The 13,581-nt window shown below is 66.1% G+C and carries 11 protein-coding genes; 9 read left to right on the plus strand and 2 right to left on the minus strand.

Going from position 1 to position 13,581, the window contains the following annotated elements; translation table 11 throughout:
- Positions 1-44: 44 nt before the first annotated feature.
- Positions 45-875: a shikimate 5-dehydrogenase gene (locus tag PV761_RS05180; RefSeq protein ID WP_347894913.1), complete on the plus strand. Its 831-nt coding sequence runs from the start codon at positions 45-47 to the stop codon at positions 873-875.
- Positions 876-901: 26 nt separating this feature from the next.
- Here PV761_RS05180 and PV761_RS05185 read toward each other — a convergent pair whose 3' ends face one another.
- On the minus strand, positions 902-2,137 hold the full coding sequence (locus PV761_RS05185) for a class I SAM-dependent methyltransferase (RefSeq protein ID WP_347894914.1): 1,236 nt from the start codon (positions 2,135-2,137) through the stop codon (positions 902-904).
- 55 nt (positions 2,138-2,192) lie between these two features.
- Here PV761_RS05185 and PV761_RS05190 point away from each other — a divergent pair, with 55 nt between their 5' ends.
- The 6 genes from PV761_RS05190 (at position 2,193) to PV761_RS05215 (ending at position 8,220) form a co-directional block, all read left to right on the plus strand.
- Positions 2,193-2,591 (plus strand): hypothetical protein, encoded by a 399-nt coding sequence (locus PV761_RS05190; RefSeq protein ID WP_028269510.1) that lies wholly within the window; start codon positions 2,193-2,195, stop codon positions 2,589-2,591.
- 206 nt (positions 2,592-2,797) lie between these two features.
- On the plus strand, positions 2,798-3,091 hold the full coding sequence (groES, locus tag PV761_RS05195; protein ID WP_003805290.1) for a co-chaperone GroES: 294 nt from the start codon (positions 2,798-2,800) through the stop codon (positions 3,089-3,091).
- Positions 3,092-3,175: 84 nt separating this feature from the next.
- On the plus strand, positions 3,176-4,786 hold the full coding sequence (gene groL, locus PV761_RS05200; protein WP_028269509.1) for a chaperonin GroEL: 1,611 nt from the start codon (positions 3,176-3,178) through the stop codon (positions 4,784-4,786).
- A 221-nt stretch (positions 4,787-5,007) separates the two neighbouring features.
- Positions 5,008-6,648 carry a response regulator transcription factor gene (locus PV761_RS05205; RefSeq protein WP_347894916.1) on the plus strand — a complete coding sequence of 547 codons (1,641 nt, stop codon included), beginning with the start codon at positions 5,008-5,010 and terminating at the stop codon, positions 6,646-6,648.
- 94 nt (positions 6,649-6,742) lie between these two features.
- Positions 6,743-7,108 carry a hypothetical protein gene (locus PV761_RS05210; RefSeq protein WP_347894918.1) on the plus strand — a complete coding sequence of 122 codons (366 nt, stop codon included), beginning with the start codon at positions 6,743-6,745 and terminating at the stop codon, positions 7,106-7,108.
- Entirely contained in the window at positions 7,105-8,220 is a 1,116-nt protein-coding gene (locus tag PV761_RS05215) for an NAD(P)-binding domain-containing protein (protein ID WP_347894920.1), read from the plus strand. The genes PV761_RS05210 and PV761_RS05215 overlap by 4 nt, the downstream gene beginning before the upstream one ends.
- 37 nt (positions 8,221-8,257) lie before the next feature.
- Here PV761_RS05215 and PV761_RS05220 read toward each other — a convergent pair whose 3' ends face one another.
- On the minus strand, positions 8,258-9,226 hold the full coding sequence (locus PV761_RS05220) for a DUF389 domain-containing protein (RefSeq protein ID WP_347894922.1): 969 nt from the start codon (positions 9,224-9,226) through the stop codon (positions 8,258-8,260).
- A gap of 211 nt (positions 9,227-9,437) precedes the next feature.
- On the opposite strand from PV761_RS05220, the gene PV761_RS05225 reads away from it, so the two are divergent.
- Both PV761_RS05225 and PV761_RS05230 read left to right on the plus strand, forming a co-directional pair.
- On the plus strand, positions 9,438-11,492 hold the full coding sequence (locus tag PV761_RS05225; protein WP_347894924.1) for an acyltransferase family protein: 2,055 nt from the start codon (positions 9,438-9,440) through the stop codon (positions 11,490-11,492).
- Positions 11,489-13,573 (plus strand): acyltransferase family protein, encoded by a 2,085-nt coding sequence (locus PV761_RS05230; protein WP_347894926.1) that lies wholly within the window; start codon positions 11,489-11,491, stop codon positions 13,571-13,573. Before PV761_RS05225 ends, PV761_RS05230 begins: the two co-directional genes overlap by 4 nt.
- Positions 13,574-13,581: the final 8 nt, after the last annotated feature.

Genomic DNA, 13,581 nt, shown 5'->3' on the forward strand with positions numbered 1-13,581 from the left:
GGCGTAACAGTGCTGTCCGGGCTTCCGGGGCGTTTAATGGACCCGTGCCAATTCTGAATAAAGACATGACCCTGTGCATCTCGCTCTCGGCCAGGCCGAGCAACAACGGGACCCGCTTCCACAACCACCTCTACGACCAGCTGGGCCTGAACTGGATCTACAAGGCTTTCGCGCCCACGGACCTTGGCCAGGCGATTGCCGGCGTCCGGGGGCTGGGTATCCGGGGCTGCGCGGTGTCCATGCCGTACAAGGAGGACGTCATTGCGCTGGTGGACGTGATGGACCCTTCGGCCAAGGCCATCGATTCGGTCAACACCATCGTGAACGACGGCGGCAAGCTCACCGCCTACAACACGGATTACACGGCGATCGAGCAGCTGTTGCAGCGCAACGCCGTTCCCGCGGACTACTCGGTGCTGCTCAAGGGTTCCGGCGGTATGGCGAAAGCGACGGCCGCGGCGCTCCGTGACGCAGGCTTCCGCGACGTCACCATCGTTGCCCGCAACGAGGCGTCAGGTAAGCCGCTCGCGGACCTCTACGGATTCAAGTGGAGCGCCGAACTGCCCGCGGCGGACGCCGGCGGCACGGCGGACATGATCATCAACGTGACGCCCGTTGGTATGGCCGGCGGTCCCGACGCCGACGCACTGTCCTTCCCCCCGGAGGCGGTGGACGCCGCGAAGGTGGTGTTCGACGTCGTGGCGCTGCCGGCCGAGACGCCCCTGATCAAGGCTGCCCGGGCTGCCGGGAAGACGGTCATCACCGGTGCCGAAGTGGCCACCATCCAGGCACTGGAGCAGTTTGTGCTGTACACCGGCGTCCGGCCCACGGACGAGCAGGTCCGCGCGGCCGAAGACTTCATGCGGGCCCAGTAACACGGAATGCCCGGTAACGGGACAGGCTAAACCTTGGGCTGAACCGGCTCCACGGAAATGGCAACCCGGTCCTCGCCGATCCTGGTGAGGACCAGGGTGGCTGTCTTTTTGCCCTTGGACCCCTTCCCGCCCCCCGCGAGGAGCTGCTTGCGGAGCTCCTCCGGAGTGACCGACGTGCCGCGCTTCTTGATGTCCAGGACGCCGATGTTGTGCTGCTTCACCCAGGCTTTGAGGGCCTTGACGTTGAACGGCATGACCTCCAGGACCTTGTAGGCCCTGGCAAACGGGGTGTCCACCAGCTCCGGCGCGCAGATGTAGGCAATGTGTTCGTCCACGAGGTGGCCGCCCAGCCGCGCCGCGACATCCGCCACAAGCCCGGCGCGGATGACAGCCCCGTCAGGCTCGTACAGGTACCCTTCCACCGGGCCCACGGGGGCCACCGGTCCGCCGTCGAACCCTTCCGCGCTGGTGATTTCGGCAGCGCCCTGCGGGCCGAGCAGCAGGGCGGCGCGCCGGACGCCGGGGCGGCTGACGGCGTTGAACCAGAGCGCGACTTCGGTGACGTCGCCGCCCACCGAGACCCACTGCGCCTCGCAGCCGGCAGGGACTGATTCGTGCGGCATGCCGGGCCCCATCTTCACGCCCACCGCGCGGCCGGACTCGGCGAGGGATTCCACGAAGGACAGCGGCGGCGAGAATTCCTCCGGATCCCAGATCCGGCGCGTGCCCGAGGTGGAGGTGGTGCGGCGGGCGGGGTCCAGCCAGACGCCGCCCACGCCGTCCAGCGGGACGGTGGTGGCATCGGAGTGGACCACGCTGGCGTGCGGGAAGGGAATCAGGTTCATGGTGGCGCAGGCGGCGGTGGTCTCGTCCATTTCCACTGCCGTGACCCGGATGTCCATGGAGGCCAGCGCCATGGCATCGGCGCCCAGCCCGCAGCCGAGATCCGCCACGTGCTCGATCCCCGCGGAGGCAAACCGTTCGGCGTGCCGGGCGGCGACATTAAGGCGCGTGGCCTGTTCGAGGCCCGCCTGGGTGAAGATCATCTGCCGGGCGAATTCGCCGAATTTGGCCTCAGCCTTGGTCCGCAGCCTGGACTGGGTGAGGACTGCCGAGACGAGCGCGGGGGAGTGGCCTGCTTTCCGGAGCGACTCATTGAGCCGGAACGCATCGTCCTCCCGGTACGGGCCAAGCGACGCCAGCAGCTCCCAGCCTTCGCTGGTCAGGAGCGGAGCGATCAGGTCCTGCGGTGCGTCAGCCATGTCATCAAGCCTAATCGAGGCGGCGGACACCCGCGGTGCCGCTAGGGTTGGAGGCATGGAAGACAGCGCAGGGCCGCAGCCACCCGTAGAAGACCAACGCAATGACCACCACCAGCCCACGGGCCTTGCCAGGTACGCCCGCCCCGCGCTGATCGCCGGTGCCGCCATCGCCGTCGTCTGCCTGGCGCTCCTGGTGATCATCTTCTTCCTGGACTCCTTCAACGCAACCGTTTACTCGGTGGGCGGCAAGAACATCCAGGACGACACCGACGAGGCGCGGCAAATCCGCGAGTCGTACGCCGCTGTCCGCGCAGGCGGCCTCGTGTTCCTGATCGCCTCGGTTGCGACGGCGCTCGCTGCCGCCGTCGTGCTGTACCGGAACCGCAACGTTACGAACGACGACGACACGGACGATGGCGACGACGTCGACTTTGATGACCTGGCGGGTCGCTAGGCGTTCACCGGTGACGAAATTCTGGCACTCGCCTTGACCGAGTGCTAACGACTACATAGAGTCTTCATTAGCACTCTCCCTAGGAGGGTGCTAACACATGGAGAACTGCCAGCCACGCTGCTGCCGGCACCGCGACGACGGTTTGCACGCACAGGCGCAACGGTTTTCCAGTCCATGAATTTGCTGACGTAGAAGGAGAGGTCCGAGTGTCGGTCTCTATTAAGCCTCTTGAGGATCGTATTGTTGTCCGCCCGCTCGAAGCAGAGCAGACCACGGCTTCCGGCCTGGTAATCCCGGACTCCGCACAGGAGAAGCCGCAGGAAGGCGAAGTTGTCGCAGTAGGCCCCGGCCGCTTTGAAGACGGCAACCGCGTTCCCGTCGACGTTGCCGTTGGCGACGTTGTTATCTACTCCAAGTACGGCGGAACCGAAGTCAAGACCGGCGGCACCGAGTACCTCGTGCTGTCCGCCCGCGACGTCCTGGCGATCGTCGTAAAGTAACTCTTTGACCCCGCGCCGCCGATCCGTCTGATTCATTTCTGACTGGTCAGCGGCGCGGGGTTTCTGTCTCGAAAGGACACAACCATGGCAAAGCAGCTTGCGTTTAACGACGCTGCCCGCCGGTCGCTTGAAGCCGGCATCGATAAGCTCGCCAACACTGTCAAGGTGACGCTTGGCCCGCGCGGCCGCAACGTCGTGCTGGACAAGAAGTGGGGCGCTCCCACCATTACGAACGACGGCGTGACCATCGCCCGCGAAGTCGAACTGGATGACCCGTTCGAGAACCTTGGCGCGCAGCTGGCCAAGGAAGTCGCCACCAAGACCAACGACGTCGCCGGCGACGGCACCACCACCGCCACCGTCCTGGCGCAGGCACTGGTCAAGGAAGGCCTGCGCAACGTTGCAGCCGGCGCAGCTCCGGGGCAGATCAAGCGCGGCATCGAGGTCTCGGTTGAGGCCGTCGCAGCACGCCTGCTCGAGAATGCCCGTCCCGTCGAGGGCACCCAGGTTGCGAACGTTGCAGCCATCTCCGCCCAGAGCGATGAGATCGGCGAGCTCCTGGCCGAGGCTTTCGGCAAGGTCGGCAAGGATGGTGTGATCACCATCGAGGAGTCCTCCACCACGCAGACCGAACTGGTCCTCACCGAGGGCATGCAGTTCGACAAGGGCTACCTGTCCCCGTACTTCGTCACTGACGCGGAACGCCAGGAAGCAGTCCTCGAAGACGCCCTCATTCTGATCAACCAGGGCAAGATCTCCTCGGTGCAGGACTTCCTGCCGCTGCTGGAAAAGGCGCTGCAGAGCTCCAAGCCGCTGTTCATCATTGCCGAGGACGTTGAAGGCGAAGCCCTCTCCACCCTGATCGTCAACCGCATCCGCGGCACCCTGAACGTCGTTGCCGTCAAGGCACCCGGCTTCGGCGACCGCCGCAAGGCCATGCTGCAGGACATCGCGACGCTCACCGGCGCACAGGTTGTTTCCCCGGAACTCGGCCTGAGCCTGGATTCCGTTGGCCTCGAGGTGCTCGGTACGGCCCGCCGCATCACGGTCACCAAGGACAACACCACCATCGTTGACGGCGCCGGATCGGCCGAGGACGTTGCGGCACGCGTTGCCCAGCTGCGGGCTGAACTGACCCGCACCGACTCGGACTGGGACAAGGAAAAGCTCCAGGAGCGCCTGGCCAAGCTGGCCGGCGGCATCGGCGTGATCAAGGTTGGCGCAGCCACCGAGGTTGAGCTGAAGGAAAAGAAGCACCGCATTGAGGACGCCGTGTCTTCCACCCGCGCTGCCCTCGAAGAAGGCATCGTTGCCGGTGGCGGTTCCGCCCTCATCCACGCCCTGAAGGCGCTGGACGAGGACCCGTCGGTCACCGCACTCGAAGGTGACGCAGCAGCAGCTGTGGGCATCGTGCGCCGCGCCCTGGTCCAGCCTGTGCGCTGGATCGCCCAGAACGCCGGCTTTGACGGCTATGTCGTCGCTGCAAAGGTGGCGGAATCCGCCATCCACCATGGCTTCAACGCCAAGACCGGCGAGTACGAAGACCTCATCGCAGCCGGTGTCATTGACCCCGTCAAGGTGACCCGCGCAGCCCTCCGCAACGCCGCCTCCATCGCAGCGCTGGTTCTCACCACCGAGACCCTCGTTGTCGAAAAGCCGGCCGACGAGGACGAGCACGCAGGCCACAAGCACTAGCGTGCAGTCAGCGCTGTACTAGCGCAGCAAAAATAGGCCGGTCCGGCCAGGCGGTTCCCAGGAACCGCCCACGCCGGGCCGGCCTTTTCGCGCCCATTTTGAACCCCTGCACATCCCGCTCTTACACCCCGGTTCGGCGCTTTCTGCCCGAGCTTGTGCACCCGGCACCCCCGGCGTACCGTGGCGCTTAGATGGAGCTTGGAACGGTGCGGGGAGGCATCATGGCAACGTCTGAAGGCGGCCTGGACAGAGGCCGTTCCGCCTTCGAGGAGCATCGCTGGACCGACGCCTTCGAGCACTTCCTCGATGCCGACCAGCACGGCGGGCTTCCCGCGGCAGACCTCGAGCGCCTTGCCACGGTGGAAATCCTGACCGGCAAATCCGACGCCGGAATCGAGACCCTCACCCGCGCGCACGAGGAGTACCTCGTCGTCGGCGACGTGGTGGGCGCGGCCCGCTGCGCCGGGCGGATCGGCATCCATCTGATGAACTCGGGCCAGCCGGCCCGGAGCGCGGGATGGTTCGCCCGAGCCGGACGGCTGGTGGCAGAGCTGAACGAACCCTGCGCAGTGGAGGGCCTGCTGCTGATTCCCACGGCACTGGGCATGCTGTTCGGGGGCAACCCCGAAGGTGCCCGCCGGGGGTTCACGGACGCCCTGGCCATCGGGGAGAAGTTCCAGGACCGGGACCTCATCTCGCTTTCGCTGCTGGGAACGGGCCAGGCCTGCGTGGCGCTCGGTGACATCAGCACCGGCGTCGGGCTCTTTGATGAGGTGATGGTCGCGGTAACCGCCGGAGAGCTCTCGCCGGTCCCCTCGGGGATCATCTACTGCGCCGTAATCGGCACCTGCCACCTGGCCTTCGATCTACGCCGCGCCCTGGAATGGACGGCCGCACTGGACCGGTGGTGCGGCGGACGGCCGGACATGGTCCTGTTCAGCGGCCAGTGCCAGGGCCACCGCGCCGACCTGTACCGGCTGCACGGGGCCTGGGATGACGCCGTCAGCGCCGCGAAGGACGCGCAGCGGCTGTCCGCGGCGGGAGATTACCAGGCACTTTACGGCGGTTACTACCAGCAGGGCGAAGTGGAACGGCTGCGGGGTGAGTTCGCGGCGGCCGAGGAATGCTACCGGCAGGCGGCGCGCAGCGGCTATGAGCCCCAGCCGGGACTCGCGCTGCTGAGGCTGGCCCGTGGGGACGTCCCGGCCGCCCAGACCCTCATCCGCAGGTCAGCCGATGCCGCCGACCTGGCCAACCGCCGCCACCTGCTGCCGGCGCTCGTGGAGATAGAACTGGCTGCGGGTGACACAGCCGCTGCGCGCCGGGCCGCCGACGAACTGGCATCCGTGGCGCAGGACTGCGGGATGCCGATGCTGCAGGCTGCCTCCTGCCAGGCCACCGGGGCCGTCCTCCTCGCCGAAGGAGAACCCGCCCTGGCGCGGCCGGTCCTGCGACAGGGGTGGACGCTCTGGCGGGAACTGGGCGTTCCTTTCGAAGCCGCGCGCTGCCGCACCCTTGTGGGCCAGGCCTGCCGCGCATCCGGCGACGACGACTCGGCGGAGATGGACTTCGAGGCGGCACACGCTGAATTCCTTGCCCTCGGTGCTGCCCCCGCCGCTGCCTGGGCAGCCTCGCTCCAGTACACACCGGCGCACGACGCGCGGCCCGGACCCCTGACGCCGCGCGAACTTGAAGTACTCCGGCTCGTGGCCTCCGGGATGGCCAACCGGGCCATCGCCGGGGAGCTCTACCTGAGTGAAAAGACCGTGGCCCGGCATGTCAGCAACATCTTGCTCAAGTTGGGGCTGCAGTCCAGGGTGGCCGCCACCAAGTATGCCTACGACCACGGGCTCACACAGTAAGCCGCGGGCTGCATAGAACTGCCCAGCCCCGCCCGGGGCAAGATACATACTTCTGCCGACGCGGAGCGCAAGGACGCGGACCTAGTGTCGAACTATGAACCTTCCCGTCCTGGCCGGCACATTCTCGACCGTGCTGTTCGCCCTTGGCCTGCTGCCGATGCTTCTCAAGGCAGCACGGACCAGGGACCTGGCGTCCTATAGCCTCAGCAGCCTGGTCCTGAGCAACGTGGCCAACGCTGTCCATTCCGTGTACGTCTTCCACCTCCCGGCGGGCCCGATCTGGCTGCTTCACGCACTCTACGTGCTGGCCTCCGCGCTGATGCTGGTGTGGTGGCTGCGCTACCGGACGGAACGGCGCGGTCCGGAGGCCCTTCGCGGTCCGGAGGCCCTGCGGCCGGGAAGCGACCGGGAGGGTTCATCGAATGAATCCATAGCGGTTGAACAGGAGGCACTGCAATGAGCAACAGCAACGACGACGCGGCGGCAGTCGAAGTGCTTGACACCCTGGTCATCGGAGGGGGCCAGTCCGGCCTTGCCATCGGCCACTACCTCAAGCGCCAGGACCGGAAATTCCTCATCCTGGATGCGAATCCGAGAATCGGTGACGCCTGGCGGCAGCGCTGGGACACCCTGAGGCTGTTTACACCGGCGAAGTACGACGGCCTTCCCGGCGTGCCGTTTCCGGGAGACAGGTTGTCCTTTCCCCGCAAGGACGACCTCGCCGACTACCTTGAAAACTACGCTGCCACCTTTGACCTTCCGGTGCGTACCGGGATCCGGGTGGAGAGGCTATGGCGGGAACAGGGGCGGTTCGTCGCGGTGTCCGGCGGCCGCCGGTGGGAGGCCGGCAACGTCGTTGTGGCGACCGGCTGCACGCAGGCGCCCAGGTTGCCGGACTTTGCGTCCGGGCTGGATCCGTCCATCGTCCAGCTGCACTCCAGCGAATACCGGAATCCGGGCCAACTCCGGCACGGCCGCGTCCTCGTCGTGGGACTGGGCAACTCGGGAGCGGAAATTGCCCTGGAAGTGAGCAGGACGCACCCCACGGTGGTGGCAGGGAAGCCGAGCGGAGAGCTGCCCGTGCGCCACGGCCGGAACGCCGCACGCTTCGCCCTGCCCGTGGTGCGGTTTCTGGGGATCCACGTGCTCACCGTCGACAACCCGCTGGGGCGTAAGGCCGCACAGCACAAACTGGCGCATGCCGACCCCCTGATCAGGACCAAACGCAAGGACCTTACTGCTGCCGGTGTCGACATTGTGCCCAGGGTGACCGGAGTGCAGGACGGGCGGCCTGTTGTCGCGGGCAGCCCCCTCGACGGTGTGTCCAACGTGATCTGGTGCACGGGCTACCGTGAGTCCTTTGACTGGATCGAACCGCAGGTATTCGACGACGGCGGGCGGCCCCGGCAGCGCCGTGGCGTGGCCACCGACCTGCCCGGCCTGTTCTTCCTCGGCGGGGAATTCATGTACGCCGCCACATCGGCGACCCTCATCGGTGCGTGCCGGGACGCCCGGTACCTGGCGGGAAAGATCCCGGCGGCAGCTTCGTTGGCCGCGCGGTCGTTGGCCTAGTGCCCTGCCTTGGCCCGTGAATGCCTTGGGCCGGAGGCTAGCTCCGGGCGCGCAGCGCCTGGCGTCTCAGCCTCCGGGCCATTCCGTCCGGCAGCCGTTTGGTGATGATGCGGTAGAAAATGAGCACGGCAAGCGCCGATGCCACGATGCCCACAAGGTTGAGCAGCAGCTGCAGGGCGGACCCCGCAGCTTTCTGGTACTCGCCAAGGACGAGCGCCACGGCCACGAACCCTGCGGCGGGAACGGTGGTCACGGAAATGAAGACCCCGATCAGGGCGGCCGAGCGCCGGCTGATGACGGAGAGCATCCCGGCGGCACCGGCCAGCACGGCAACGATCAGCGAATAGGGTCCGGGGTGGTAGATGAACTCGACGGCGGACCCGGTGTCGAGGGTGTTTGCGGGGAAGAGCCCCAGCGGCACGGACAGCCAGGCCGTCAGTGCAGCCAGGAGCATGGCCACAGGAAAGCCGACCCCCAACGCCACGGCGGCACTGCGTCCCAGTTTCCATTTGCGCTGGGCGATGGCGACCGCAAGGGCTGCGAGCGGTCCGAATTCCGGTCCAACGGCCATGGCCCCGACGATGGCGATGGTGGAATCCGTGACAATACCGATCGCGGCCAGCTGCGTTGCCAGTACCAGGAATGCCAAATAGCTCCACGTGAGCCGTGAATCCTCCCCCGTCTGGCGCGTCACCTCGTCCCAGATCATGGCGTCGGCGCCGTCTCCCGGCGCTGCGGCTTCAGCCCGGTCGGCGCGCCGGGAGAGCATGAGCTCCGGCATGGAAATGGCAATGGAGCCAAGCTCCTGGACCTTCAGGACATGCAGCTTTTCCAGCAGCTCCTCGACTGCTTCCCGGGCCACGTGGACCACCACCACGTCGCCCGGCGGCTGGATGGACGCGCCCCTGTGCACGGCTACTTCCGCCGCACCGGTCTGCTGGGTGCAGCTTTCAACCACCAGGTCGGAGAGCTCAGCGGGAATGCACATACGCACCTGAACGATCACTTGGCCACTCCTCGCGTTTCCGGGTTCCAGCACCCGCTTCGTCACCAGCCTAGTTTCCCGGCCGCCGTCCGAAGGCGCCCTCCTCTGGAAACTCCCAGCTAGGAGTGCCTTAATGGAAGCCGGGGGTTCTTTTCGCCTGCTTCGGCGATTGGCGATGAAAGTTACGATTCGGTAACATGGATGCTTTGGTTATCCGCTTGAGGGGTTTTCTATGTCTGTGGCGAGAGCCCTAGCCTCGCCGCGCCGCAGTGGCGCCGGAGCTGAACCGAGCCGAAAATCAAAGTTCCGGCCTGAAATTCAAGGCCTGCGATCCTTGGCTGTGCTGATGGTTGTCAGCTATCACGTCTGGTTCGGGCGGGTGTCCGGCGGGGTGGACGTGTTCCTGCTGATCTCGGCTTTCCTGATGACCCTGCAGTTTGTGGGCAGGTACGAGCAGGGGAGGCCGATGGCGCTGTTCAGGCATTGGCTGCACCTGTTCCGGCGCCTCTTGCCGGCGGCGGTCACGGTCATGGTCGCTGTCCTCGCGGCGAGCTTCCTCCTCCTGCCCCGCACGCGCTGGCTGGATATCATCGCCCAGGGCTGGGCCTCCCTTTTCTATGTGGAGAACTGGCTCCTGCAGTCGCAGGCCACTGACTACTACGCAACCGACCACAGCCTGGCCAGCCCGTTCCAGCACTTCTGGTCCCTCTCCATCCAGGGGCAGGTCTTCATCCTCTGGCCGCTGATCTTTGCCGGCGCAGCGCTCGTGGCCAAACGGTACCGGCTGCACTACCGCATCCTGTTGTGCTACATCTTTGCCGCAGTATTCCTGGTGTCGCTGGTCTACTCGATCATCTTCACTGTGACCAACCAGGCCCAGGCCTATTTCGACACCGGGGCGCGGCTGTGGGAATTCGCCCTGGGCACCCTGGTGGCATTGATCCTGCCCGGCCTCCGGATCCCACGGGCCGGACGCATTGCCCTCGGCTGGTTCGGCATCGCGGCCATGCTGAGCTGCGGCATACTGCTCAACGTCCAGGCGGCGTTTCCGGGAGTGGCCGCCCTGTGGCCCACGCTGGCTGCCGCGTGCGTCATTGCTGCCGGGCAAACCGGCAGCAGGTTCGGCGTTGACAGGATCCTGAGCACAGGGCCGCTGGTCCGGCTCGGGGACAACTCCTACGCCCTGTACCTGTGGCACTGGCCCATCCTTGTCATCGCCCTGGCCGCTACCGGCCGGGACCACGCCGGGCCGCTGTCCGGGACTGTCATCATCGTCGTGTCGATGGGCCTTGCCTACCTCACCACCCGGTTCATCGAGAAACCATGGCGCGAGTGGAAATGGCCGGAGGTCAAGCGTCGCCGGGCAGTCATCGCAGTCGCCGCCGCTGTAGCCACCGCTGCCGTTCCGCTCGCCGGCTGGCAGTTCCAAATCACCAGCGCCACGGCCGCGGCCGCCAGCCAGGCCTGGGCCAACAACCCGGGTGCACGGGTGCTGGATCCCGAGTACGTGGATGCCGCCGACAAGTCCGCTCCGCTGCTTCCCAGCCTCACCACCGTGGCCGAGGAATGGCCGAAATTCCAAGGCGGCTGCACCACCAACGACGCCGAGCTCATCAACGTGTGCACCAACGGAAAAGACGATGCAGACAAGACCATCATGGTCATCGGCAGCTCCCACGCCCACGTCTGGTCCACGCCGCTGCTTAACCTTGCAGACAAATACGGCTGGAAAGTGGAAGCCATCACCAAGGGCTACTGCCCGGTGACGGAGACCGACGCGCCTGAGCTCTCGGACGGCTGCGTCGACTTCAACAAGGAGACCATGAAGAAGGTCCTGGAGATGAAACCGGACCTTGTGGTCACCACCAGCACCCGGACGGACCCGAACCCGAACAAGACGGAATTCATGGACCCCGCGTGGCTCCCGGAGATCAAGGAAATCAACGACGCCGGGATTCCCGTCGTCGCCCTCCGCGACACCCCCCGCATGCCAGAGGCGGTGCCGGACTGCCTGGAACAGCACCAGGACGACTACGCGGCGTGTGCCGCGAAGACGGCCGAAAGCTATCAGCCGGCGTCCCCCGCCGCGGAAATAGCGGGCCAGGTGCCCGGCACGAAGTTCCTCGACTTCACGCCGTTCTTCTGCCCGGACGACACCTGCCCGGCGGTCATCGGCAACGTCATGGTCTACAAAGACGACAACCACGTCACCAGGACGTACATGGACAGCATCACCCCCTACTTCGAGAAGGAGTTTCTGGCAGCAACCGGCTGGAACAACGGATGACGACGACCCCCACAGAGCACCCGACGACCCCCGCAAAGCAACCGACGAACACTACGAAAAGCACGGACAAGGCAGCCGGGAAGGCGTACCGCCCCGAGGTCCAGGGGCTCCGGGCACTCGCCGTCCTGATGGTGGTCACGTACCACGTCTGGCTGGGCCGGGTGTCCGGCGGCGTGGACATCTTCCTGCTGATCTCCGCGTTCCTGCTGACCCTCTCGTTCGTGCGCAAGGTGGAAAGCGGCAGTCCGCTCAAACTGGTCAGCCACTGGCTGCACCTGTTCAAACGGCTGCTGCCGGCCGCCGTCGTCGTTATCCTCGGTGTCCTGGCGGGCACCTGGGCGATCCTTCCCCAAAGCCGCTGGCCGGACGTCCTGGAGCAGGCGTGGGCCTCCCTGCTGTACCGGCAGAACTGGCTGCTCGCGGATTCGGCGGTCGACTACTACGCCCAGGACCACTCGGGGGCGAGTCCGCTGCAGCATTTCTGGTCGCTGTCCATCCAGGGGCAGGTCTTTATCCTGTGGCCACTGGTGTTTGCCGGAGCAGCCGCGCTGCACCGGATCCTGCGGCGCCCGGCCGTCAGCTACCGCCTGCTGCTGGCCGTTGCCTTCGGCGTGATCTTCGCGGCGTCGCTGGCCTACTCCGTTGAACAGACCGCCACGAACCAGGCCTACGCCTATTTCGACACCCGCACCCGGCTCTGGGAGTTCGCGCTGGGATCCCTGCTCGCACTGGCTTTGCCTTACCTGAGGCCGGGAATGCTGCTTCGCGTCATCCTGGGGTGGGCCGGCGTGGCCGCCATGGTGTCCTGCGGCCTGCTGCTGACAGTGGACCGGTCCTTCCCCGGCTTTGTGGCGCTGTGGCCCACGCTGGCGGCTGCGGCGATCATCGTGGCCGGCCAGAGCGGCAGCCGCTTTGGTGCGGACCGGCTCCTGAGCTGGAAACCCCTCGTGAAGCTGGGCGACAACTCCTACGCGCTGTACCTCTGGCACTGGCCGCTGCTGGTCCTCGCACTCGCCGGCACCGGTGTTGTCTCGCCCAACCTCGTCCAAGGGCTGGCCATCGTGGCGGCCTCCGTGGTGATGGCCGTCCTCACAACCCGGTTCGTGGAAAAGCCCCTGCGTGACTGGCACTGGCCCCAGCGGCGGGTCTGGCGGAACGCCGTCGTTATCGTGGCGTGCGGAGCGCTGCTGGCCGGGCCGGTGTCCCTGTGGCAGACCAAACTGACTGCAGAGGAAGCGGCAGCCGCCGCGCAGCCCAGGGAACTGACTCCCGGCGCGGCCGCCCTGACCCCCGAAAACGTCGGAAAACCGACGCCGGAAGCGAAGATCATTCCGGCGCCGGCTGCCATGAAGAATGAGTGGGCGGATATTGACGGCCTCTGCACTGACGGGAATGTGCCGGACGATCCGCTGCTCTCCGGCTGCCTGCAGAACAGCAAGCCGGAGGTTGTCACCAAGCGGATCGTGGTGCTTGGCGATTCGCACGCGCAGCAGTACATGGCGGCGCTGGGCCCGATCGCCAAGGAACACGGCTGGGAGGTGGTCACGCTGCTCAAGGGCAACTGCCGCTTCGGTGCTGAGTCCACAGAGCGTGACGCCGAGTGCAACGCCTTCAACAAAGCCAGCGCAGAGTATGTGCTGCAGCATCAGCCCGATGCGGTGTTCACGGTCGCGTCGCTGACCCTCAAGGATGCGCCGTTTGAGACGGAAGTTCCCGGCTACCTTGAAGGCATCAAACCGTTCACCGACGCCGGAATGGACGTGGTGGGAGTCCGCGACAACCCGCGGTTCGGGTTCAACATGCCGGAATGCGTACAAAAGAAGGGCGCAGACGCAGCTGACTGCAACCCGCCCCTGGGTGAATCGCTCGCGGATTCGTCGCCCCTGGACGCTTACCGCGGCAAGGTGGACGGGCTCCATTTGATGGACCTGAGCGACTTCATCTGCGCGGACGGAATCTGCCCGGCCGTCGTGGGCAATGTATACGTCTACAAGGATGACAACCACCTGACCAAGACCTACGTGCAGAGCATGATTCCCATGTTCGAGCAGCGGTTGCTGGCCGCCACCGGCTGGACCTGAGGCCAGAT

Source organism: Arthrobacter sp. CC3, from assembly GCF_039907775.1.
GTDB lineage: Bacteria > Actinomycetota > Actinomycetes > Actinomycetales > Micrococcaceae > Arthrobacter.